This window comes from Aquabacterium sp. (genome assembly GCF_035476535.1).
Taxonomy (GTDB): domain Bacteria; phylum Pseudomonadota; class Gammaproteobacteria; order Burkholderiales; family Burkholderiaceae_C; genus Pseudaquabacterium.
This window is the reverse complement of record NZ_DATILJ010000135.1, coordinates 1-21,460: the sequence shown is the minus strand read 5'-3', so window position 1 is coordinate 21,460 and position 21,460 is coordinate 1. Positions and strand designations below refer to the sequence as shown.

The 21,460-nt window shown below is 68.6% G+C and carries 20 protein-coding genes and 1 pseudogene; 15 read left to right on the top strand and 6 right to left on the bottom strand.

Annotated elements, in window-relative coordinates; genetic code table 11:
* The first annotated feature begins 32 nt into the window (after positions 1–32).
* The gene (gene dbpA / locus VLK61_RS13420) at positions 33–1,430 is read left to right on the top strand and encodes an ATP-dependent RNA helicase DbpA (RefSeq protein ID WP_325421958.1); all 1,398 of its coding nucleotides are present in this window, start codon (positions 33–35) and stop codon (positions 1,428–1,430) included.
* Here the strand turns inward: dbpA and VLK61_RS13415 are convergent.
* Together VLK61_RS13415 and VLK61_RS13410 are read right to left on the bottom strand one after the other, a co-directional pair.
* On the bottom strand, positions 1,393–2,514 hold the full coding sequence (locus VLK61_RS13415; RefSeq protein WP_325421956.1) for an aromatic ring-hydroxylating oxygenase subunit alpha: 1,122 nt from the start codon (positions 2,512–2,514) through the stop codon (positions 1,393–1,395). The two genes, dbpA and VLK61_RS13415, sit on opposite strands and share 38 nt — an antisense overlap.
* On the bottom strand, positions 2,511–3,503 hold the full coding sequence (locus VLK61_RS13410) for a helix-turn-helix transcriptional regulator (RefSeq protein WP_325421954.1): 993 nt from the start codon (positions 3,501–3,503) through the stop codon (positions 2,511–2,513). The genes VLK61_RS13415 and VLK61_RS13410 overlap by 4 nt, the downstream gene beginning before the upstream one ends.
* Before the next feature lie 162 nt (positions 3,504–3,665).
* Here VLK61_RS13410 and VLK61_RS13405 point away from each other — a divergent pair, with 162 nt between their 5' ends.
* Complete coding sequence (locus tag VLK61_RS13405) at positions 3,666–4,817, top strand: hypothetical protein (RefSeq protein ID WP_325421952.1); 1,152 nt, start codon at positions 3,666–3,668, stop codon at positions 4,815–4,817.
* Here VLK61_RS13405 and VLK61_RS13400 read toward each other — a convergent pair.
* Genes VLK61_RS13400 through VLK61_RS13390 form a run of 3 tightly spaced genes read right to left on the bottom strand, consistent with a single transcriptional unit; the run spans position 4,757 to position 6,052 of the window.
* Positions 4,757–5,398 carry a hypothetical protein gene (locus VLK61_RS13400; protein WP_325421950.1) on the bottom strand — a complete coding sequence of 214 codons (642 nt, stop codon included), beginning with the start codon at positions 5,396–5,398 and terminating at the stop codon, positions 4,757–4,759. The two genes, VLK61_RS13405 and VLK61_RS13400, sit on opposite strands and share 61 nt — an antisense overlap.
* Positions 5,399–5,423: 25 nt before the next feature.
* The gene (locus VLK61_RS13395) at positions 5,424–5,732 is read right to left on the bottom strand and encodes a hypothetical protein (protein WP_325421948.1); all 309 of its coding nucleotides are present in this window, start codon (positions 5,730–5,732) and stop codon (positions 5,424–5,426) included.
* Between the two features lie 29 nt (positions 5,733–5,761).
* Complete coding sequence (locus VLK61_RS13390) at positions 5,762–6,052, bottom strand: hypothetical protein (protein WP_325421946.1); 291 nt, start codon at positions 6,050–6,052, stop codon at positions 5,762–5,764.
* 93 nt (positions 6,053–6,145) lie between these two features.
* Between VLK61_RS13390 and VLK61_RS13385 the strand changes: the two genes are divergently transcribed.
* The 7 genes from VLK61_RS13385 to VLK61_RS13355 all read left to right on the top strand — a co-directional run bounded on the left by VLK61_RS13385 (position 6,146) and on the right by VLK61_RS13355 (position 15,686).
* The gene (locus tag VLK61_RS13385; protein ID WP_325421944.1) at positions 6,146–6,628 is read left to right on the top strand and encodes a thioesterase family protein; all 483 of its coding nucleotides are present in this window, start codon (positions 6,146–6,148) and stop codon (positions 6,626–6,628) included.
* A gap of 2 nt (positions 6,629–6,630) precedes the next feature.
* Positions 6,631–7,713, top strand: coding sequence for a S1C family serine protease (locus tag VLK61_RS13380; protein ID WP_414636810.1), 1,083 nt, complete (start codon positions 6,631–6,633; stop codon positions 7,711–7,713).
* A 165-nt stretch (positions 7,714–7,878) separates the two neighbouring features.
* Positions 7,879–10,101 (top strand): molybdopterin-dependent oxidoreductase, encoded by a 2,223-nt coding sequence (locus VLK61_RS13375; RefSeq protein WP_325421942.1) that lies wholly within the window; start codon positions 7,879–7,881, stop codon positions 10,099–10,101.
* Positions 10,102–10,172: 71 nt separating this feature from the next.
* Entirely contained in the window at positions 10,173–10,790 is a 618-nt protein-coding gene (gene thrH / locus VLK61_RS13370; protein WP_325421940.1) for a bifunctional phosphoserine phosphatase/homoserine phosphotransferase ThrH, read from the top strand.
* A gap of 49 nt (positions 10,791–10,839) precedes the next feature.
* Positions 10,840–12,858: a peptidase U32 family protein gene (locus VLK61_RS13365; RefSeq protein ID WP_325421938.1), complete on the top strand. Its 2,019-nt coding sequence runs from the start codon at positions 10,840–10,842 to the stop codon at positions 12,856–12,858.
* Between the two features lie 32 nt (positions 12,859–12,890).
* Positions 12,891–14,666 carry an ATP-binding protein gene (locus tag VLK61_RS13360; protein ID WP_325421936.1) on the top strand — a complete coding sequence of 592 codons (1,776 nt, stop codon included), beginning with the start codon at positions 12,891–12,893 and terminating at the stop codon, positions 14,664–14,666.
* 159 nt (positions 14,667–14,825) lie between these two features.
* Positions 14,826–15,686 carry a hypothetical protein gene (locus VLK61_RS13355; protein ID WP_325421934.1) on the top strand — a complete coding sequence of 287 codons (861 nt, stop codon included), beginning with the start codon at positions 14,826–14,828 and terminating at the stop codon, positions 15,684–15,686.
* Between the two features lie 65 nt (positions 15,687–15,751).
* Here the strand turns inward: VLK61_RS13355 and VLK61_RS13350 are convergent, their stop codons facing one another.
* Positions 15,752–16,564, bottom strand: a complete 813-nt coding sequence (locus VLK61_RS13350) for a metal-dependent hydrolase (protein WP_325421932.1) — start codon at positions 16,562–16,564, stop codon at positions 15,752–15,754.
* A gap of 120 nt (positions 16,565–16,684) precedes the next feature.
* Between VLK61_RS13350 and VLK61_RS13345 the strand changes: the two genes are divergently transcribed.
* The 6 genes and pseudogenes from VLK61_RS13345 to VLK61_RS13320 form a co-directional block, all read left to right on the top strand.
* Positions 16,685–17,266 carry a TetR/AcrR family transcriptional regulator gene (locus VLK61_RS13345; protein WP_325421930.1) on the top strand — a complete coding sequence of 194 codons (582 nt, stop codon included), beginning with the start codon at positions 16,685–16,687 and terminating at the stop codon, positions 17,264–17,266.
* A gap of 186 nt (positions 17,267–17,452) precedes the next feature.
* Complete coding sequence (locus tag VLK61_RS13340; protein WP_325421927.1) at positions 17,453–18,280, top strand: GntR family transcriptional regulator; 828 nt, start codon at positions 17,453–17,455, stop codon at positions 18,278–18,280.
* Positions 18,280–20,037: a fumarate reductase/succinate dehydrogenase flavoprotein subunit gene (locus VLK61_RS13335; RefSeq protein ID WP_325421925.1), complete on the top strand. Its 1,758-nt coding sequence runs from the start codon at positions 18,280–18,282 to the stop codon at positions 20,035–20,037. Before VLK61_RS13340 ends, VLK61_RS13335 begins: the two co-directional genes overlap by 1 nt.
* Positions 20,038–20,055: 18 nt before the next feature.
* A complete protein-coding gene (locus tag VLK61_RS13330; protein WP_325421924.1) occupies positions 20,056–20,289 on the top strand; it encodes a 4Fe-4S dicluster domain-containing protein in 234 nt (77 codons plus the stop codon).
* 13 nt (positions 20,290–20,302) lie between these two features.
* Complete coding sequence (locus VLK61_RS13325) at positions 20,303–21,325, top strand: HEAT repeat domain-containing protein (RefSeq protein ID WP_325421923.1); 1,023 nt, start codon at positions 20,303–20,305, stop codon at positions 21,323–21,325.
* Positions 21,322–21,460: pseudogene (locus VLK61_RS13320) on the top strand (ferredoxin); the annotation flags it as partial. The gene VLK61_RS13325 and the pseudogene VLK61_RS13320, both read left to right, overlap by 4 nt.

The window sequence follows — 21,460 nt, the reverse complement described above, 5'->3', positions numbered from 1 at the left end:
AGACCGGCCGCGGTGATCACCGACAATCCGGCATGACAAGCCTTTCCTTCGACCAGCTGCCGCTGGCGCCCGCGATGCAGGCCAACCTGCAGCAACTGGGCTACACCACGATGACGCCGATCCAGGCCGCCAGCCTGCCGCTGGCGCTGGCCGGCCGCGACCTGATCGCCCAAGCCAAGACCGGCAGCGGCAAGACCGCTGCGTTTGCGCTGGCCTTGCTGGCCAAGCTGGACGTACGGCAATACGCGGTGCAGGCCCTGGTGCTGTGCCCGACCCGCGAACTGGCCGACCAGGTGACGCAGGAGATCCGCCGTCTGGCCCGCGCCGAAGACAACATCAAGACGCTGACGCTCTGCGGCGGCGCCACGATGCGGCCGCAGCTGGCCAGCCTGGCGCACGGCGCGCATGTGGTGGTCGGCACGCCGGGCCGCATCCTCGACCACCTGGAACGCCAGAGCCTGGACCTGTCGACGCTGCAAACGCTGGTGCTCGACGAAGCCGACCGCATGCTGGACATGGGCTTTGCCGAGGACATCGCGCAAGTCGCCCGCCAATGCCCGGCGCAGCGCCAGACGCTGCTGTTCTCGGCCACCTACCCGGAAGGCATCGCGCAGCTCGCGAAGAAACTGTTGCGTGACCCGGCCGAAGTCAAGCTGACCGAGCAGCATGCCGCGCACAAGATCCGCCAGCGTTTCTACGAAGTCACCGAAGCGCAGCGCCTGCACGCGGTGGGGCTGCTGCTGAACCATTACCGCCCGGTCAGCACGCTGGCCTTCTGCAACACCAAGCAGCAATGCCGCGACCTGGTGGCGGTGCTGCGCGCGCAAGGCATCGTTGCGCAGGAACTGCACGGCGACCTGGAACAGCGCGAGCGCGATCAGGTGCTGATCCAGTTCGCCAACCGCAGCTGCTCGGTGCTGGTGGCCACCGATGTCGCAGCGCGCGGCCTGGACATCGAAGGGCTGGAAGCGGTGATCAATGTCGACATCACACCCGACATCGAGATCCACACCCACCGCATCGGCCGCACCGGCCGCGCCGACGACGACGGCTGGGCCTTCAGCCTGGCCAGCATGGACGAGATGGGCCGGGTCGGCCGCATCGAAGAGATGCAGGGCCAGGAAAGCGTCTGGCACCCACTCGACGAGCTGACACCCAAAGACAGCGGCCGCTTGCAGCCACCGATGGTGAGCCTGCAGATCCTCGGCGGCCGCAAGGAAAAGATCCGCCCCGGCGATGTGCTGGGCGCGCTGACCAAGGACGCCGGGCTGCCCGGTGCGCAGATCGGCAAGATCAACGTCAACGATTTCTCGACCTACGTGGCAGTGGCGCGCGGCATTGCCGACCAGGCGCTGGCCGCGCTGAACAACGGCAAGGTCAAGGGCAAGCGCATCAAGGCGCGGCGCATGCTGGAGGGGCCGAGCCCATGAACTCGGCGATCAGCCGGTGGAAGTGATGCACGCCCTGCTCCCGCGTCGGTGAATAGCGGCCGCCGCGGTAGAAGCGGGAACGCACGCCGCGCTGCACCGTCAGCACCACCGCTTCGTCTTCCATCTCGACACGGTGCAGGTCGCCGCCGGCGCCGCGACCCAGCTGCGAAGCGTCCAGCACATAACTCCTGAACAGCACGCGCGTGCGCATCGGCCCCAGCGGCTGCACCAGGTTCACCGACAGCCCCCAGGGGTAGAAGTTCAGCATCAGGTTCGGGAACACCCAGTAGTAGTAGGCGGCAATGCGCCGGCCCTGGTCCGGTGAACCGTGCGGCAGGTCGAACGCCGGCTCCCCGTCCTTGGCCAGCGCCAGCTGCAGGTTGGCGTAGCGGTGCAACTCGTAGCTGTACTGGCCGAAATCCAGCGTCTCCATCAGCCCGGCATGCAGGAACGGGATGTGCAGGCCTTCGAGGTAGTTCTCGACGTACAGCGCCCAATGCGCATCGAAGCTGTAGTCGCGGCTGCGCGACGGATCGGGCTGCAGCCGGTCCCAAGGCAGCCCCTGCAGCCGGGCCTCGATGTCGCCGAGAAAGGCGGCCAGCGGCGCCACCGGCTGCACGGCGGCGAAGGCCTGGTCATGGAACAAGGCCAAGGGCACTTCGGGCAGGTTGTCGTTCGGCGACGGAAAGTTCTTCGCCTGCTGGAACTCGGGCATGAACAGCATCCGCCCCTGCAGGTCGAAGCGCCGCGAGTGGTAGCCGCAGCGGATCTGCTCGCTGCGGCACGGCGCGGGCACCAGCAGGTTGCCGCGGTGGGTGCAGACGTTGGACAGGCAGCGCAGCACACCCGCGCCGTCGCGGGCCAGCAACAGCGGCTCATCCAGGCCGCCGGCGACCAGTTCGCGCGGCGACAGGCTGCCCGGCTCCGCCACATCGGCCGTGTCGCCGATCCATTGCCAGCTGCGCGCAAAGATGCGCTCGCGGGCCAGTGCGTAGGCCGCCTCGTCACGGTAGAACGACGCGTCCAGCGTACCGGCGGTGGTGACATCGGGGTCGATGGTGTAGTGCGTCATGTCGTGCGTCATCGTGCCAGCTCGGTTTCGGTGTATTGGCGGGCACCGGCCTCCAGCCGCTGGCGCACGGCCTGCGCCAGCGAGGCCGGGCTGAGCACCCGCGCCTGCTCCCCCTGGCGCAGCACATCCATCACCAGTTCGGTCTCGTCGACATAGGGCAGCTTCAGCTCGTAACTGCCGTCGTCGAGCCAGCGGCCTTCCTGCTCCGGATGCCATTCTTCACGGCTGATCCAGGGCGCGGCCTGCGGGCTGAAGCGCACGGTGGCCCATTGCCGCGTGCCACCGGCGTAGATGCCGTAACCCGCGTCCATCTCGGCCTCCACCTGCTTCATCGCGACGTCCTTGGCGCGCACGTCCAGCACGCTGGCTTGCTGCATCGCGTCGAGCGCAAAACGCAGCAGCTTCTCGCGGCTGTGGCACCAGGCATCCAGGTACCAGGTGTTCTTGTAGTGCACCAGGCGCTGCGGCGACACATCACGTTCGCTGGTGCTGCCGCGGCCACGCGTCAGGTAGCGCATGTGCAGCCGGCGGCGGCGGATCAGCGCTTCGCCGACACGTTCGAAGAACTCACTCGCCACCGGGCGGCGCAGCGCACTGATGATCTTCACGCGCTTTCGCAAGGCCCGCGTCTCGCTGTCGCCGCCGGGGCCCAGCAAGTCGTGGATGCGGTCGAGCAGCGGCTGGAGGTGACGGCTCAGCAGGCCTTCGCTGTCCAGGCCGCTCAGCAGCTGGTGCGCCATCAGCAGCGAGTACAGCTCGCGTTCGTTGAACCACAGGCCGGGCAGCTCATGCTTCTGGCCGCGGTACTCGCGGCCGAAGCGATAACCATTCGTGTCGCGGTCGTATTCGATCGGCGCGCCGAGCTGGTCGCGCAGGTATTCGAGGTCGCGCTTCAGCGTGGCGCGGGACACCTCCAGCTCCTGCTGCAGGTCGGCAAAGCTGATGTGGCCACGCTGGCGGATCAGCATCTCGATCTTGTAGTGGCGGGCGGTCTTGGACATGCGCCGACTGTAGCGCCTAGCAGCCCACTGGCTCAAATAGTGAGCCACCCTATCGCGACAGCAGAAAAATATTCTTCCTGGGGTGGCTCACTATTTGAGCCACCCAGCCGGGAGACTGGTTTTGCCGAGGACGTCTCGGCGCCCAGCTCCAGGAGCCCGACCATGGCACAAGCCGCCTTCACGTTCGACACCCCCGTCGTCGCCGCCACAGGTGGTGACTCCACCAGTCCCGCCGCCACGGGCGGCAGCACAGCCACCCCCTTCGCAACCAGCCATGGCGCCCGCCCGCAGGGCCGCGACGGCAGCGGCTTCGAGATCGGCTGGGACCTCGCGCACTACCGCCTGACGCCGCCAGTGGCGCACCTGCACGCCGAGAACCCGGTGCGCCAGGGCTGGAGCGCCGGCCGTGCGGTGTTTGGCGCCCGCACGCTGAAGCCCAGCCGTGCCGTGCGCCAGTGGCTGCAACTGCGCCTGGCGGCCTGGCAGCATGGCCTGGCTTTCGAAGCCGTGCAGGTCGTGCCGAACTACCTGACCCAGTTGCAGGCCGACGAATGCCCGGTCACCCGCACACCGCTGGCCGCCAGCGACGGCACCGAACCCACGATCACCCGCCTGAACACCGCCGCCGGCGTCGCGGCCGGCAACCTGGTGATGCTGAGCCAGGCCGCGCTCACCGCCAAGGCCGATCACCGCTGGGACAGCGCGCTGGCCAACGCCCGCCGCATCGAAGCCGGCGAATGCACCGAGATCGATGGCCTGAATGCCATCGAATGGGCTCGCCTGGCGCTGCTGATCAGCCTGGTCACGCCGCTGGCCCATGCCCAGGCGGCCACGCTGCCGCTGTGGGTGCTGCCGCCGAACCGCGTGCGTGTGCTGAACCCGGTGCAGGCGCTGCAGGTGATGCTGACGCTGCAGTTCTGCGAGGCCGGTTATGCGCGCCGCCTGGTCGCGCTGGCGGTGCTGATGCCCTCGAGCGAAGCCCGCCAGGCCTTCCAGGTCTTCATGCACACGCTGCTGGCCCGCCGCTTGTCCGCCGGACCGGTGCTCGATGGTGCGGCGGCACGCCGCGCGATGGAAACCGCCTGGGCCGATGCGCTGGTGCAGCGCCGCTGGCAACGCCTGGCGCTGCTGCTGACCTCGGCGGACTGTGAACAACTGCTGCAGCGCGCCGCCCGGCGCGGCCTGATGGGCGCCGGCAAGCAGTGGCTGAACAGCAGCCGTGCCACCGAGGGCTGGGCGTTGGAGACGGCCGGTCAGGCGTCGTGCATGGCTGCTGCCGACGGCGTGGTGTCGGCAAAGGCGATGTCGCACTGATCCGGTGGCGCGTCGCTGCCCGGCGGCGCCGGCAAGGCGCGCAGCCGCGGCTCGCAGTACGCCGCCAGTTGCTGCACGCTGATTTGCGCCGGCTCGCCGCAGTAACGCTTGGCCGCCCCGATGTGGGTGGCCAGGCATTCCAGCACCGGCGGGCTGGGGTCGAACTGGTACAGCACGTTGTGGCAGCGCAGCAGCGCCGCGGTGGGCTGCTGGCGCTGGCCGGACACTGCCATCGCGCTGACGATGCTTTGCAGCATCGCGTCGATGCGCAGCTGGCGCGGCCAGCGCTGCGGGTCGTGTGAAAGCTTGTCGGCGTTGCGATGCGTCAGGCAGATCAGCCCGTTGCCATGTTCGAACACGGCGTCGGGGCAGGCCAACAGGTCGCCCACCACGTAGCTGCCGCGCTCGCCGTCATGGTGCAGCGACTTCGGACTGGCATGGCCGGGATGGGGCAGCACCGGCAGCAGCCGCGCCACCCAGTCGTCCTGGCCAGCCACCGCGTCGGGGTCAAAAAAATGGGCGCGCACGCGCACACCCAGCAGCAATTGTTCGTCATCCCAGCGCAGGGGTTCGGTGTCCATGCGGTCCTCCTCGGGCGTGTGTCGTTCAGCTTGGCCGGGCCTGGGTGGCGGCGGCCTGCGGCGTCGTCGCGCCACGTGATTCCAGCATCAAGCTGGCAGCCCACCAGGCGCCGACCAGGGCACCCAGCAGCAGCGCAGCGCTGATGACATGCAAGGTCAACGAGGTGCGCTTGACGCGCGTGCCGGGCAGCGACGGTTGTGGCGCAGCGGGTTCGGCGCGCTGCATCGGCGCCACCGACGGCGTGGCCACGGCCTCGCTCGGGTCGATCAGCACCCAGCGCACGCCGGTCACGCCGGCGGCGTCCAGCGTCGAGGCGATCTGCACCTGGATCATCGTCGGCTCCTCTTGAAGTTTCTCTGAGCTCATGCGCCGAACACGCTGGCGCGCGCGCCCGGTGCCGCATCCGCCGCTTCGCTGGCCTGCGCTGGCCTGCGCAAGCCGGCGACCAGTTCACGCGGCAATTGCTGCTCGAAGGCCAGCCGCAGCACCGTGCAGGCCGCCCCGGCGACAAAGCCAAAAGCGCCAAACACGACAGCCAGCGGTCCGTTGTCAGGCACGCGGGCGAAGAGGGCCAAGCCGATCACGGCAAAGGCGCAGGCCCAGCCGATGCCGGCCAGCGCAATCAGCGTCACAAGGGTGGACAGGCGATTCATCCTGCTGCTTTCGGCAGGACGGCGGCAAGCTTGAGCCAGTACGGAGATCCGGCGCGCGGATCCGTGCCATCCTGGGCGCTATGCTTCGCGGCGATGTCCACCACCCCGCCCCAGCGCAGCGCCACCGAACAGGCCCGCCTCGATGCCGAGTTGATCGACCTGGTCGAGCACAAGATCACGTTCAACCAGATGCTGGGCCTGAAGGTGCTGCAGCTGCGGCCGGACTTCCGCGTGCGTTTCGACATGCGGCCCGAGCTGGTGGGGCACTACCACTACGGCCGGCTGCACGGCGGCGTGATTTCTGCCGCACTGGATGCAATGGGTGGCTGCGCGCTGATGCTGGCGATTGCCGACAAGCACGGCCACGAGAGCACGGAGCAGGTGATGCACCGCTTCCTGAAGATGGGAACCATCGACCTGCGCGTCGACTTCCTGCGCCAGGGCATGGGTGAACACTTCGTCGCCAGCGCCGAGGTCACGCGCCTGGGCGGGCGCGTGGGGTCGACGCAGATGCGCCTGGTCAACAACGACGGCACGCTGATCGCCACGGCGGCCGCAGCCTACATCGTGAGCTGAGCATGCGCCCGCCCGTCTTGCTGCTGTTGGCCCTGGGCATGTCGGCCCTCGTCTCCCCTGCGCTGGCCCAGCGCGGCGAAGCACCGGCGCGCCCCATCACACCGCGCGGCGCGCTGGCCGCGGACGAGCTGGCCAACATCGAGGTCTTCAAGCGCGTGTCGCCCTCGGTGGTGCACATCACGACGCTGGAGATGACGCGCGACTTCTTCTCGCGCAGCATGCAGCAGGTGCCGCGCGGCACCGGCACCGGCTTCGTCTGGGACACCCAGGGCCATGTGGTGACCAACTTCCACGTCATCCAGGGCGGCGACGGCGCCCGCGTGACGCTGGCCGACCAGAGCACGCACCGCGCCACCTTGGTCGGTGCCTACCCGGACCGCGACCTCGCGGTGCTGAAGATCGAGCTGCCGCGCGACAAACTCGCGCCGATCCCGATGGGCACCAGCCGCGACCTGCAGGTCGGCCAGAAGGTCTATGCCATCGGCAACCCCTTCGGCCTGGACCAGACGCTGACCGCCGGCATCGTCAGCGCGCTGAACCGCGAGATCGATTCGGTCAACCAGCGCACGATCCGCGGCGTGATCCAGACCGATGCGGCCATCAACCCGGGCAACTCCGGCGGGCCGCTGCTGGACTCCGCGGGCCGGCTGATCGGCGTGAACACCGCGATCTACAGCCCTTCGGGCGCGAGTGCCGGCATCGGCTTCGCGATTCCGGTGGACGAGGTCAACCGCATCGTGCCGCGGCTGATCCGCGACGGCCGCATCACGCGGCCGGCGCTGGGCATTTCGTCGGCCCCGGAGCAGGTGCACCGGGCGCTGCGCCTGCCCGATGGCGTGGCGCTGCTGCAGGTGCAGCCGGCCAGCCCCGCGGCCAAGGCCGGGCTGCAACCCTTCATGCGCGCCGCCGATGGCAGCATCCAGCCCGGCGACGTGATCACCGCGATCAACGACGAACCGGTGAAGAACCTCGACGACATGCTGACGGCGCTGGAAAAGCACCAGCCCGGCGACCGCATCAGCGTCACGGCCTGGCGCAGCGGCCGCAGCCGCAAGCTCAGCGCGCAGCTGTCGGCGGCCGAATAGGCTCGTCCGGCCCGTTGCCCGTTGCCCGTTGCCTGCTTGTTGCTTGTTCCCGCTTGACCTGCCAGGTCATCGTCAAGGCAGCCTGCGTCGTCTACCGTCGCCTGTGTGACGGACAAAGCGGTACCGGACCGGCGATAAGGTCTGTCTCCACCCAGGACCGACACCATGCCCACACCCGCCGCCACCGCCACGCACTACCGCATCTGCCCGCTCTGCGAAGCCTGTTGCGGCCTGGAAATCCGGACCGAAGCCGACAAGGTGCTCAGCATCCGCGGCATGGACAGCGACGTGCTGAGCCGCGGCTACATCTGCCCCAAGGCAGTGGCGCTGAAGGACCTGCATGAAGACCCCGATCGGCTGCGCCAGCCGCTGCTCAAGCGCAACGGCCAGCATGTGGCGGTGAGCTGGGACGAAGCCTTCGCCGAGATCGAACGCCGCCTGCCGCCGCTGCTGGCCGCGCAAGGACGCGACGCGCTGGCGCTGTCGGTGGGCAACCCGGCGGCGCACAAGATGGGCTTGCTGCTGTACTTCGCGCGCTTGGTCCGTGCAGCCGGCACGAAGAACGTGTTCTCGGCCAGCACGCTGGACCAGATGCCCAAGCAACTGCAATCGGGTCTGATGTTCGGCAACTTTCTGTCGATTGCGCTGCCCGACATCACGCGCACCGACTTCATGCTGGTGCTGGGCGCCAACCCGATGGCCAGCAACGGCAGCATGTGGACGGTGCCGGATTTCCGCGGCAAGGCCCGTGCGCTGCGCGCCCGCGGCGGCCGGCTGGTGGTGATCGACCCGCGCCGCACCGAAACTGCCGAGGTCGCCGATGCGCACCACTTCATCCGCCCTGGCACCGATGTGCACCTGCTCGGCGCGATGCTGCACACGCTGTTCGCTGAAAACCTGGTCCGGCTGGGCCGTTTGACGGCGCTGATCAACGGTGTCGATGAACTGCGCAATGCCGTCGCGGCCTTCACGCCCGAGCGCGCCGCGGCACGCTGCGGCATCCCGGCCGACACCCTCCGCGTGCTCGCGCGCCAGCTGGCCGGCGCCGAGCGGGCCTGCGTCTACGCCCGGCTGGGCACCTGCACCCAGCGCTTCGGCACGCTGACGCAATGGTTCGTTGACGCGCTGAACACGCTCACCGGCCACCTCGACGAACCCGGCGGCATGCTGTTCGCCAAGGCCCCGGCCTTCGCCGGCAACACCAGCGGCCGGCCCGGCAGCGGCCGCGGCGTGGTGACCGGGCGACACCGCAGCCGCGTCAGCGGCGCGCCGGAGGTCTTCGGCGAGCTGCCCATGGTCCGGTTGGCCGAGGAGATCGAAACCGCCGGCCCGGGCCAGGTGCGGGCGCTGATCACCGTCGGCAGCAACCCGGTGCTGTCGGCGCCCAACGGCCCGCGCATCGCCGCGGCGCTGGACACGCTGGACTTCATGGTCAGCCTGGACATCTACCTGAACGAGACCACGCGCCATGCCGACGTCATCCTGCCCGGCCTGTCGCCGCTGGAAGACAGCCACTACGACATCGCCTTCCCGCAGCTGAGCTGGCGCAACCAGGCGCGCTACAGCACGGCGGTGTTCCCTGCGCCGGCCGGCCAGCCGGCCGAATGGCAGAGCCTGCTGCGCCTGATCGCGATCCTGAAAGGCCGTGGCGCCGATGCCGACCTGCAAGCGCTGGACGATGAACTGATCGCCGACGACGTTCGCCGCCAGGCCGGCGACGCGAGCGCCGCGGTGCTGCAAGCCGTCTCGCGCTGGACCGGCCCCGAGCGCCTGCTCGACCTGGCTCTGCGCAGCGGTCCGTATGGCGACCAGTTCGGCGCCCAGCCCGAGGGCCTGAACCTCGCGAAGCTGGCCGACGCGCCCGGCGGCATCGACCTGGGCGAGCTGCAACCGCGCCTGCCCGAACTGCTGCGCACGGCCAGCGGCCGGATCGAGCTGGCGCCGCCCTCGCTGCTGGCCGACGTGCCACATGCGGTGGCCGACCTCGACAGCGCGGCCGAGCCGCTGCTGATCATCGGCCGGCGGGACGTGCGCTCGAACAACAGCTGGATGCACAACCTGCCGCTGCTGGCCAAGGGCCCGCAGCGCTGCACGCTGCTGATGCACCCGCAAGACGCGGCCTCGCGCGGCCTGGCCGATGGCGCAACGGTCGCCATCCAGCGCGACGGGCGTGCCATCCAGGCGCCGCTGCAGTGCAGCGAATCGGTGATGCCGGGCGTCGTCAGCCTGCCGCATGGCTGGGGCCACGACCTGGCCGGTGCCCGGCTCTCGGTGGCCGCCCAGCGCCCGGGCGCCAGCCTGAACGCCATCCTGGACGATGCCGTGATCGACCCGCTGTCGGGCAATGCGGTGTTGTCGGGCGTGGCCGTCACCGTGGCGGCGGTCTGAGCTGAGAGTCACCTGATTCCTGCGCCCCCTGCGTTACGATGGCGGCCCCTTCCCGCTGTCCCCGCCGCCCCATGCAAGTCGTCTGCCTCGATCTCGAAGGTGTATTGATCCCCGAGATCTGGATCGCGTTCGCCGAACGCACCGGCATCGCCGAATTCCGCCGCACCACCCGCGAGGAGCCCGACTACGACAAGCTGATGCGCTACCGCATCGCGCTGCTGGCCCAGCATGGCCTGAAGCTGGCCGACATCCAGCAGGTCATCGGCGGCATGGCGCCAATGGAAGGCGCCAAAGCCTTCCTCGACGACCTGCGCTGCCGCTACCAGGTCATCATCCTGTCGGACACCTTCTACGAATTCGCCGATCCGCTGATCCAGCAACTCGGCCGGCCGACGCTGTTCTGCCACAAGCTGGTGGTCGACGAGGCCGGCGTGGTGCGCGACTACACCCTGCGCCAGCCCGACCAGAAGCGCCACGCGGTGAACGCGTTGAAGTCGCTGAATTTTCAGGTCATCGCGGCCGGCGACTCGTACAACGACACCGGCATGCTCGGCGCGGCCGATGCCGGTTTCTTCATCCATCCGCCCGAATCCATCATCGCGCAGTTTCCGCAGTACCCGGTGAACCGCAGCTATGCCGAACTGAAGGCGGCCATCGACGGTGCCGCAATGCAATTGTTGCAGCGCTGAACCAAAGGGCGCCGGCCCCTAAAATCGCCGGTTGATCACCGGAGGCGCCATGCCTTATCCGCGCCACAGCCTCGGCCCCCGAACCAGCACCTCGCGCGGCGGCCACGAACTCGAGTTGCTCGCCCCCGCCCGGGATGCCGACATCGGCATCGCCGCCATCGACCATGGCGCCGATGCGGTGTACATCGGCGGCCCGGACTTCGGCGCGCGCGCCAATGCCGGCAACACGGTGGCCGACATCGCGCGCCTGGCGCAACACGCGCACCGCTACAACGCGAAGATCTTCGTCACGCTGAACACCATCCTGCGCGACGACGAACTCGAGGCCGCGCGCCGGCTCACCTGGCAACTTTACGAAGCCGGCGCCGATGCGCTGATCGTGCAGGACATGGGCCTGCTGGAGCTGGACCTGCCGCCGATCCAGCTGCACGCCAGCACGCAGACCGACATCCGCACGCCCGAGAAAGCCCGCTTCCTGCAGGACGTGGGCTTCTCTCAGATGGTGCTGGCGCGCGAACTCACGCTGCCGCAGATCCAGGCCATCGCGGCCCAGGTGCAGCTGGCCACGCTGGAATTCTTCATCCACGGCGCGCTGTGCGTGGCCTACTCGGGCCAGTGCTTCATCAGCCACGCCCACACCGGCCGCAGCGCCAACCGCGGCAACTGCTCGCAGGAATGCCGGCTGCCCTACACCGTGACCGACGCGCAGGGCCGCATCGTTGCGCATGAAAAGCATGTGCTGTCGGTGAAGGACAACAACCAGAGCGAGAACCTGCGCGCGCTGGTGGAGGCCGGCATCCGCAGCTTCAAGATCGAGGGCCGCTACAAGGACATGGGCTACGTCAAGAACGTCACCGCCCACTACCGCCAGCTGTTCGATGCGCTGCTCGAAGGCGATGGCCGCTACCGCCGCTCGTCTTCCGGGCGTTGCCACTTCCTGTTCACGCCCGACCCCGACCGCAACTTCAACCGCAGCGCCACCGACTACTTCGTCAACGGCCGCAAGGAAGACATCGGCGCCTTCGACAGCCCCAAGCATGCCGGCCTGCCGCTGGGCCACGTGCTGCGCACCGGCCCCGACCACTTCGACCTCGAACTGGCCGACGGTGCCAGCCCGGTGAACAACGGCGACGGCCTGACCTGGTGGGACCTGCAGCAGGAGCTGTGCGGCGCGCAGATCAATGTCGCGCGGCCGCTCGACGACGCGGGCCGGCGCTGGCGCGTGTTCCCCAACGAGCCGATGGCCGATCTGAAGGACCTGCGCGCCCACACGGCATTGCACCGCAACCGTGACATGGCCTGGGACCGGCAGCTCGACAAGAAGTCGGCCGAGCGCCGCATCGCCGTCGACCTCCGCCTCGACGAAACGCCGGACGGTTTCCTGCTGACCTTGAACGACGAAGACGGCCACGTCGGCCAGGCCACGCTGGCGCAGGCCCACCAGCCCGCGCAGAACAGCGAGCGCGCCGAACAAAGCCTGCGCGAGCACATCGGCAAGCTGGGCAGCACGATCTTCTCGGCCCGCGGCGTCGAGCTGGCGTTGAGCCAGCCCTGGTTCCTGCCGGCCGGCGCGGTGAATGCGCTGCGCCGCGATGCGGTGGCCGCGCTCGAGCTCGCCCGCGCCAAGGCGCATGTGCGTCCACCGCGCGCGCAGCCGGTCGAGCCACCGGTGCCTTTCCCTGAAGACAGCTTGAGCTACCTGGCCAACGTCTACAACCACCCGGCGCGCGACTTCTACGCGCGCCACGGCGTCAAGGTCATCGAAGCGGCCTACGAAAGCCACGAGGTGCTGGGCGAAGCCAGCCTGATGATCACCAAGCACTGCGTGCGCTATTCCTTGAGCCTGTGCCCCAAGCAGGCCAAGGGCGTGACGGGTGTGCAGGGCACCGTGCGCGCCGAGCCGCTGACCATCCGCCATGGCGACGAAACGCTGACGCTGCGCTTCGATTGCAAGCCCTGCGAGATGCACGTGGTCGGCCGCATCAAGCGCAACGTGCTGCAGCAGGCCGCCGCGGCGCCGATCAAGGTCTACCGCGCCCGGCCGGCCGCAGCACGCACGGGCAGCTGAATGCTGCGCGCCGGGCCCACCCCTGCTCGGCGATGAGTGCCAGCCAGAGCACCCGCCAGAACGCCGAGCACCAGCTGCAGCAGGAGTTGCTGCGCCTGAGCCTGCACAACGCCGTGCGCACGGTGCCGATGCAGCTGCTGGCCTCGTTCTACCTGCTGTACCTGAGCCTGCGCGTGGCCGAGCCTTGGGTCAGCCTGCTGATCGGTGTGCTGGGCCCGGTGGTGGGCCTGTGGCGCTGGCAGATCGCCCGGCGCTATGCCGGCCAGGCCCACGTGCCCCCGGGTGACCTGCGGCGCGCACGCAGCGCGATGGAGATCAATGCCGCACTGGCCGGGCTGCTGTGGTCGATCGCGCTGGTGATGGTGTACCCGGAACTGCGCGGCATCGAGGCCACGGTGATGCTGATCATCGTCTCCGGCTCGGTGGCGACGGCGGCGCTGTTCATGTCGCTCGCCGGCAGGTCCTACCTGATGCTGGTGGCACCGCAGATGGGCACGCTGATGGTCGTCAGCCTGGTGCTGGAGCCGGTGCGCTCGGTGCCGCTGGCGGTGCTGGCGGTGATCTTCGGCGTCACGCTGCACCGCGCCTCGCGCGAGTACAGCGAGATCACCGAACGCGCCATCCGCCACCGGCTGGAAGTGGACGAGGCCAACGCATCGCTGCAGCTGGCCAAGGAAGCCGCCGAGGCCGGCAGCCGCGCCAAGACCGAGTTCCTGGCGATGATGAGCCACGAGATCCGCACGCCGATGAACGGCGTGCTGGGCGCGCTGGACCTGCTGCGGCGCTCCGGGCTCGATGCGCGGCAGCGCCGGCTGGCGCGTGTCGCCGCGTCGTCGGGCGGTTCGCTGATGACCATCCTCAACGACGTGCTGGACCAGTCGAAGATCGAAGCCGGCAAGTTCACGCTCAGTCAATCGCCGATGTCGCTGCACGCGCTGCTGCTGTCGGTCGTGACGCTGTTCCGCGCCAACGCCGAAGCACGCGGCCTGCGGCTCGAGCTGGAGCTCGGCGCCAGTGTGGCCGACCGGGTGATCGGCGATGCCCAGCGCCTGAAACAGGTGCTGTCCAACCTGATCGGCAATGCCATCAAGTTCACCGAGCACGGCCACATCAGCTTGCAGGTGACGCAACGCGCCGAGGGCGTGCGCTTCGAAGTGCGCGACAGCGGCATCGGCATCCCGGCCGATCGGCTGGACCGCCTGTTCGATCCGTTCTACCAGATCGACACCTCGCGCCGCCGCAGCCGTGGCGGTACCGGCCTGGGCCTGTCCATCAGCCAGCGCATCGTCGAGGCCATGGGCGGCCGCATCGAGGTGCAGTCCACCGCCGGCCGCGGCTCGGTGTTCGGCTTCACGCTGAGACTGGCGGCCGACCCCGCGCCGGCCCCGCTGGCGCCCGGCGATTCGGCGATGGGCGCACTGGACGGCGAAGCCGTGCTGCAAGGCACCGTGCTGCTGGCCGAGGACAACCCGGTGAACCGCATGATCGCGGTAGAGATGCTGCTGTCCATCGGCCTGCAGGTGCTGGAGGCCGACAACGGCCTGAGCGCCGCCGAGATCGTCGAGCGCCAGCCGGTCGATGCCGTGCTGATGGACTGCCAGATGCCCTTGCTCGACGGTTATGAGGCCACGCGCCGCATCCGCGAGCACGAAGCCCGGCTGGGCCTGCCGCGCACACCCATCCTGGCGCTGACCGCCGATGCCTTTGCCGACGATGCCGACCGCGCGCGCGATGCCGGCATGGATGCCCGGCTGACCAAGCCGTTCAGCCAGTCCCAGCTGCGGGAGCTGCTGGAGGCCTGGCTCTAGCGCAGCCCGGTGGCCGCGCACTATCTCGAATAGCGCGCGTGTGCAGATGCAGTAACCTGCGGACACACTCCGCCTGCAGGCGTGTGATGCGGATCACCTCCGGGCCGGCGCGCAGTGCACAGAATCGACCCCACACCATCAACACCAAGGAGGTCAGCCATGAGCACGATCATCGCGCCGCAACACGTTCACGGCAGCTGGGACCTGGCGGGCACGCCGGAAGCCGACACGCTGTATGGCGGCAAGGGCAGCAACCGCTTCGAGGGCGGCGCGGGCGACGACACCGTCGTGTACAGCGGCCGCTTCACCCAGTACGCGGTGAGTTTTGACGCGGCCAGCGGCAGCTACCGCGTCGGCAACGACACGCTGCGCGACATCGAGCACCTCCAGTTCGGCGACATCACGCTCTCGATCGCCGACGCGCTGCCGCAGACGGGCACGCAGCACCAGTACAGCGCAGGCGACGATGAACTGATCGGCAGCGACCTGGGCTACACCCTGGAGGGCGATTGGGGCAACGACCGCTTCACCGGCAACGGCGGCGATGATGCGCTCTACGGCGGCAAGGGCGAGGACACCGCCCTCTTCCACGGCAACCGGGCCGACTACGACATCGTGTACGACTACACCACGTCGAGCTACCGGGTCACCGATCACACCGCCGGCCGCGATGGCGCGGACCAGCTGTTCGACATCGAACGCCTGAAGTTCGCGGACACGACGATCCAGTTCGAAGGCATCGCCAACAACGACGTCTACGACCTGAGCCGCGAACCCACCGCGGCAGACCTGCTCCAGCTCGATGGCGTGATCGGCACGCCGGCTGCGCCGCTGCCGGAGCAAGAGCCGCCTCTCATCGATGGCGACCTCATCGTCGGCATCGGCTACATCACCGTGGAAGACGACATGCTCTACGTCGACATCGATGCCGAGATCGAGCTCTACGCCACGAGCGTCACGCTCACCGGCGTGGCCGAGGCAGCAGGCGATCTCGGCAGCACGATGCTCAGCAGCCTCTGAGCGACCCCAGGCCGACCAGCGCCAGCCGGCCCCCGATCCGCAGGCCCCTCGGCACTACACCTGCACTACACCGCTCGCCAGGCCTGCGGGTTCTGCTGCAACCAGCGGCGCGCCGCGCTGTCGTCCTGCTGCGACGGGTGAAAGTCCGCGCGCAGGTACTCCCGCCAGGGCCGATGCAGCTGGCGCACGAGGCCGTTGCGGCCGAACAGCAGCCGCGCACCGCCGATCCAGGTCGACGGCCGCCACCAGCTGCCGTCGTGCCACAGGTTCAGCAGCGTCTGGCGCAGCGCATCGGTGATGAAGTTGACGCTGACGACGCGGAAGATGCGCAGCCGCCACTCCTCATTGCCGCCGAGTGCGCGGTACAGGTCGAAGGCGGTGCTGCGGTGTTCCGACTCTTCGCTGGAATGCCAGCGCCACAAGGTGTCCAGCCGCGCTTCGGCGCCGGCCAGCGGCACTGGGTTCGACAACAGGTAGTCCGCGAAGATCGCGGTGAAATGTTCGGTGGCCGCGGTCACCGCAAGATGGTTGCGCAGGTCAGCACCCTGCAAGGCATCGATGCGCCGCCTGGCCCGTGCTTCCCAGCGGTTCACCAGCCCCTGTTGTGCCAGCTGCGCGTTGTACAGCGCATGGATGCGCCGGTGCGTCGCTTCCTGGCCAATGAAGCCCCGGACCTCGGCCTCGAAGCGCGGACGCTGCTCGGGCGGCAGCGCCTGCAGGCCGGCGCGCACCGAATCGATGAAGAACTGCTCGCCGACCGGAAAGCTCATCGACAGCGCATCGAAGAAGGCCGTGCGGAAGGCATCGCCGCCGTTCCAGTGCCGCGGCAGCGGGGCTTCCAGGTCGACCAGCAAACGCCGAACCACCAACTCGCTCATGCGGGACTCCCGAAGTGCTGCAGTGTGCTGGTACTCACCGGTACCAGCGCGGTATCGAATGATCCCCGTCGGTCGCGGTACTGTCAAGTACCACTGTCCTGCCGGTGGCATGATGCAGCCGTGAACACCGCCGCCGCAGCCGACACGCTGAGCCCCACCGACCACCGCCGCCGCCTGCTGGATGCGATGGCCCATGCCGTGGCCAGCAAGGGTTATGCAGCGGTGACCATCGCCGACCTGGCGGCAGAAGCCCGCGTCTCCAAGCGCAGCTTCTACGAACATTTCGCCGACAAGGCCGCCTGCCTGGTGGCGCTGTACGAGGCGGCCAGCCGCCAATCGCTGGACGTGCTCCGCCAAGCCATCGACCCGCAGCGAGACTGGCATCAACAGCTGGAACAGGCGCTGACCGCCTACTTCGGCACGCTGGCCTGCAACCCGCCGCTGCTGCGCACGCTGTTCGTCGACATCATCGCGCTGGGCCCCACCGGCCTGGCCGCGCGGCGCGCCAACGCGCAGCGGCTGGCCGACTTCATCGTGCAGGTCGCCGGCCCCGAGTTGCCGCCCGAACTGGCCGTCGCACTGGTCGGCGGCATCCATGAATGGGTGCTGCAGGCGGTGGAGCAGGAGCGTGTCGCGCAGCTGCCTGAACTGGTGGGGCCTGCCGCGCAGCTGGTGCGCGCCGTCGTCGACCACCCCCACTGAAGCGCCGCCCCGGCCGCACCACGGCCTGCGCATCTGGTGCACCACGCTTGATCGTCCCGCCCCGTGATGGGCCGGCGTTGAACGCCCGCTGACCGCCCTTCTTGCCGGTTTGCCCAGGCAGCGCAGTCTGGCGCGAGCCAGGCATGGCCATTGCTAGTCATGACTTGTCATAACGAGTTGATCGCGATGAACAAGCCCAAACCTTCCCCCGCACGCGTCGTGCCTCTGTACCCCGGTGACGCAGCCGACTTGGCCGCGGAACTCGCCGCGCAATCGCCAGCGCCGCTGTATGCGCAGATCAAGCAACTGCTGCGCGAACGCATCCTCGACGGCACGTACCAGCCGCACCAGCAAATGCCCTCCGAGGCCGAGATGATGGCCAGCTTCGGCGTCAGCCGCATCACCGTGCGGCAAGCGCTCAGCGACCTGCAGAACGAAGGCCTGATCTTCCGCCTGCATGGCAAGGGCAGCTTCGTCTCCAAGCCCAAGGCCTTCCAGGATCTGGGCCGGCTGCAGGGCTTTGGCGAAGCGATGCGCGAGCACGGTTATGAAAGCTACAACCGCGTGCTGTCGCTGCGCTCGGTCACACCGCCACCCGCGGTAGCCACGCGGCTGGCGCTGCCCAAACGCGGCAAGGCCACCGAGCTGAAGCGCCTGCGCTTCCTGAACCGCGAGCCGATTTCCCTGGACGTGACCTATGTGCCGCTGCACATCGGCCAGCGCCTGGCCAAGGAAGACCTCGCCACGCGCGACATCTTCGTGATCCTGGAGAACGACTACGGCCTGGCGCTCGGCCATGCCGACCTGCAGATCGGCTCGACCCTGGCCGACGAGACGCTGGCCACGCAGCTGCGCGTCGAAGAAGGCTCACCGGTGCTGCACATCGAGCGCACCACCCACCTCACCGACGGCACGCCGATCGACCACGAGCTCTTGTACTACCGCGGCGACGCGTTCCAGTACAAGGTCCGCGTCGATCGGATCGCCGCTCCCCACAACCGGCTGGAGGACTGATGAAGACGATCGAACTCGACTACGACCTGGTGGTCGTCGGCGGCGGCACCGGTGGCCCGATGGCCGCGGTGAAAGCCAAGGAAGCCAACCCCAAACTGCGCGTGCTGCTGCTGGACAAGGCCAACGTCAAGCGCAGCGGCGCCATCTCGATGGGCATGGACGGGCTGAACAACGCGGTGATCCCCGGCCACGCCACGCCCGAGCAATACACCAAGGAGATCACCGTCGCCAACGACGGCATCGTCGACCAGAAAGGCGTCTACGCCTACGCCAGCAACAGCTTCGCGATGATCGAAGAGCTGGACCGCTGGGGCGTCAAGTTCGAGAAGGACGAAACCGGCGACTACGCCGTACGCAAGGTGCACCACCTCGGCAGCTACGTGCTGCCGATGCCCGAAGGCCACCACATGAAGCGCGTGCTCTACCGGCAGTTGAAGCGCGCGCGGGTCGAGATCACCAACCGCGTCGTCGCGACACGGCTGATCACCGGCGTCAACGGCGAGATCGCCGGCGTGATGGGATTCGACTGCCGCACGGCCGACTTCTACGTCATCCGCGCCCGCGCCGTGGTGATCTGCACCGGCGCCGCCGGCCGCCTGGGCCTGCCGGCCTCGGGCTACCTGTTCGGCACCTACGAGAACCCGACCAACTGCGGTGAAGGCCACGTGATGGCCTACCACGCCGGCGCGGAACTCACGAACCTGGAGTGCTTCCAGATCAACCCGCTGATCAAGGACTACAACGGCCCAGCCTGCGCCTATGTCACCGGACCCTTCGGCGGCTACACCGCTAACGCCAGAGGTGAGCGCTTCATCGAATGCGACTACTGGAGCGGCCAGATGATGCTGGAGTTCTTCAGTGAACTCGAAGGCGGCCGCGGCCCGGTGTTCCTGAAGCTCGACCACCTGGCCGAAGAAACGATCAGCGAGATCGAGCACATCCTGCACACCAACGAGCGGCCCAGCCGCGGCCGCTTCCACGAAGGCCGCGGCACCAACTACCGCCAGCGCATGATCGAGATGCACATCTCGGAGATCGGTTTCTGCTCGGGCCACAGCGCCTCGGGCATCTGGACCAACGAACGCGGCGAGTGCTCGATTCCCGGGCTCTATGCCGCGGGTGACTGCGCCAGCATCCCGCACAACTACATGCTGGGCGCCTTCGTCTACGGCAAGTTCTGCGGCGAGAACGCCGCCGCCTACCTGGCCGGCACGGACACGCCGCAAGTCGATGCCCAGCGCATCAGCGACGAACGTGAACGCGTGGCGGCGCCCCTGTCGCGCAGCGAGGGCCTGACGCCCTTCCAGGTCGAGTACAAGACCCGCCGCTTCGTCAACGACTACCTGCAGCCGCCCAAGGTCACCCGCAAGATGGCGATCGGGCTGGAGCGCTTCGGCGAGATCACCGAAGACCTCGACGAGATGGTCGCCAACGATCCGCACGAGTTGATGCGCGCGATGGAGGTGCATGCCATCCGCGATTGCGCCGAACTGGCGGCCCGCGCTTCGCTGTACCGCACCGAAAGCCGCTGGGGCCTGTACCACCTGTGCGTGGACCACCCCGAGAAGAACGACGCCGACTGGTTCTGCCACACCAATGTCACCAGCGATGCCGACGGCAGGCCCCATTTTCGCAAGCGCGCGGTGGAGCCCTACGTCGTCGAGCTGAACGAGGAAGAACGCACCGCCTACCAGCGCCTGCGCGTCGCAGGGTCCGGCCCCGCCACCGCCACCGAACCGACGCCGCAAGCCGCCTGACACCGAAGGAGCCGAGTCATGACCATTGCCCTCACCCGCACCCAGGCCCCTGTGATCGTCGACGAGGACAAATGCATCGCCGACAAGGGCTGCACCGTCTGCGTCGACGTCTGCCCGCTGGACGTGCTGGCCATCGACATCGTGAAGAACAAGGCCTTCATGAAGTTCGACGAATGCTGGTACTGCATGCCCTGCGAGAAGGACTGCCCGACCGGCGCGGTGCACGTGAACATTCCCTACCTGGTCCGCTGAGGAGGACCCCCCCATGATCCACCAACGCCTGCAAAGCCCCGACCCGGCCGTGCGCCGTGTCGCGGTGCTGGACCTGCCCTACTGCGATGAAGAAGACGATGTCGCGCCGCTGCTGGTGGTGGCACTGGCCGACACCGATGCCAGCGTGCGGCTCGAAGCGGCCAAGGCACTCGAAGGCTTCGAAGAGCCCGAGGTGCTGCGCGCGCTGGTGCCGCTGCTGAAGGACACCGACGCCGCCGTGCGCGAAGCCACCGCAGCCACCTTGGGTGAGCTGAAGGAGCCGGCCTCCGCCGCCTGGGTGCTGCCCTGGGTGGCCGAAGCCGACCCTGCAGTCAAGGCCGCTGCGCTGCGCGCGGTCAAGGCGCTGCGGGTGCCGGAGGCCTTTCTGCCCGCACTGGCCTCGCTGGCCGACGGTGACGCCACAGTGCGCCGCGAGGCGGTGGGCGTGCTGGGCTACCTGAAGGACGCCCGGGCGATCAGCGCGCTCACCGAACTGGCCGCGCACGACGCGGAAGCCGAGGTGCGCCGCGCGGCCGTCGGCGCGCTGGGCTTCGCCCACGACGCCGCCGGCCTCAGCGTGCAGCCAGCTTTGACGCGCGCTTTGGCCGATAGCGCCTGGCAGGTGCGCGAAGAAGCTGCCACCACGCTGGGCAAGCTGGGCTCAGCCGTCGCGGTGGTCGAACTGGTGCAGGCGCTGGGAGACGCGTACTGGCAGGTGCGCGTGAAAGCCGCACGCAGCCTCGGCAAGCTGAAGGCGCGCGCCGGCGTGCCGGCCCTGTGCGACGCGCTGCAGCATGCGATGAGCAACCTGCGCAAGGAAGCGGCGATTGCGCTCGGCGAGATCGGCGATGCCCGCGCGATCACGCCGCTGGAGCGTGCACTGGCCGACACCGATCCCGATGTGCGCAAGCTGGCCAAGCTGGCTTTGACCACCCTCCAGATGAATGGAGGGGCTCAGCCCGATCCGGGTTTCCCGGGCGGGTTGATCCCCCTCGGGGGGACGGCGCCGCAGGCGCCAAGGGGGCAATCCTCATGACCCACGTCGTCACCGAAGCCTGCATCCGCTGCAAGTACACCGATTGCGTCGCGGTCTGCCCGGTGGAGTGTTTCCACGAAGGCCCCGACTTCCTGGTCATCGATCCCGAGGTCTGCATCGACTGCGGCGTGTGCA

Coding starts and splice junctions, on each gene's coding strand:
- VLK61_RS13390 (WP_325421946.1), bottom strand. CDS start 6,052: ATGAATCGCCTGTCCACCCTTGTGACGCTGATTGCGCTGGCCGGCATC.
- VLK61_RS13340 (WP_325421927.1), top strand. CDS start 17,453: ATGAACAAGCCCAAACCTTCCCCCGCACGCGTCGTGCCTCTGTACCCC.
- VLK61_RS13395 (WP_325421948.1), bottom strand. CDS start 5,732: ATGATCCAGGTGCAGATCGCCTCGACGCTGGACGCCGCCGGCGTGACC.
- VLK61_RS13325 (WP_325421923.1), top strand. CDS start 20,303: ATGATCCACCAACGCCTGCAAAGCCCCGACCCGGCCGTGCGCCGTGTC.
- VLK61_RS13350 (WP_325421932.1), bottom strand. CDS start 16,564: ATGAGCGAGTTGGTGGTTCGGCGTTTGCTGGTCGACCTGGAAGCCCCG.
- VLK61_RS13410 (WP_325421954.1), bottom strand. CDS start 3,503: ATGTCCAAGACCGCCCGCCACTACAAGATCGAGATGCTGATCCGCCAG.
- thrH (WP_325421940.1), top strand. CDS start 10,173: ATGCAAGTCGTCTGCCTCGATCTCGAAGGTGTATTGATCCCCGAGATC.
- VLK61_RS13360 (WP_325421936.1), top strand. CDS start 12,891: ATGAGTGCCAGCCAGAGCACCCGCCAGAACGCCGAGCACCAGCTGCAG.
- VLK61_RS13365 (WP_325421938.1), top strand. CDS start 10,840: ATGCCTTATCCGCGCCACAGCCTCGGCCCCCGAACCAGCACCTCGCGC.
- VLK61_RS13355 (WP_325421934.1), top strand. CDS start 14,826: ATGAGCACGATCATCGCGCCGCAACACGTTCACGGCAGCTGGGACCTG.
- VLK61_RS13400 (WP_325421950.1), bottom strand. CDS start 5,398: ATGGACACCGAACCCCTGCGCTGGGATGACGAACAATTGCTGCTGGGT.
- VLK61_RS13375 (WP_325421942.1), top strand. CDS start 7,879: ATGCCCACACCCGCCGCCACCGCCACGCACTACCGCATCTGCCCGCTC.
- VLK61_RS13330 (WP_325421924.1), top strand. CDS start 20,056: ATGACCATTGCCCTCACCCGCACCCAGGCCCCTGTGATCGTCGACGAG.
- VLK61_RS13415 (WP_325421956.1), bottom strand. CDS start 2,514: ATGACGCACGACATGACGCACTACACCATCGACCCCGATGTCACCACC.
- VLK61_RS13335 (WP_325421925.1), top strand. CDS start 18,280: ATGAAGACGATCGAACTCGACTACGACCTGGTGGTCGTCGGCGGCGGC.
- VLK61_RS13380 (WP_414636810.1), top strand. CDS start 6,631: ATGCGCCCGCCCGTCTTGCTGCTGTTGGCCCTGGGCATGTCGGCCCTC.
- dbpA (WP_325421958.1), top strand. CDS start 33: ATGACAAGCCTTTCCTTCGACCAGCTGCCGCTGGCGCCCGCGATGCAG.
- VLK61_RS13385 (WP_325421944.1), top strand. CDS start 6,146: ATGTCCACCACCCCGCCCCAGCGCAGCGCCACCGAACAGGCCCGCCTC.
- VLK61_RS13405 (WP_325421952.1), top strand. CDS start 3,666: ATGGCACAAGCCGCCTTCACGTTCGACACCCCCGTCGTCGCCGCCACA.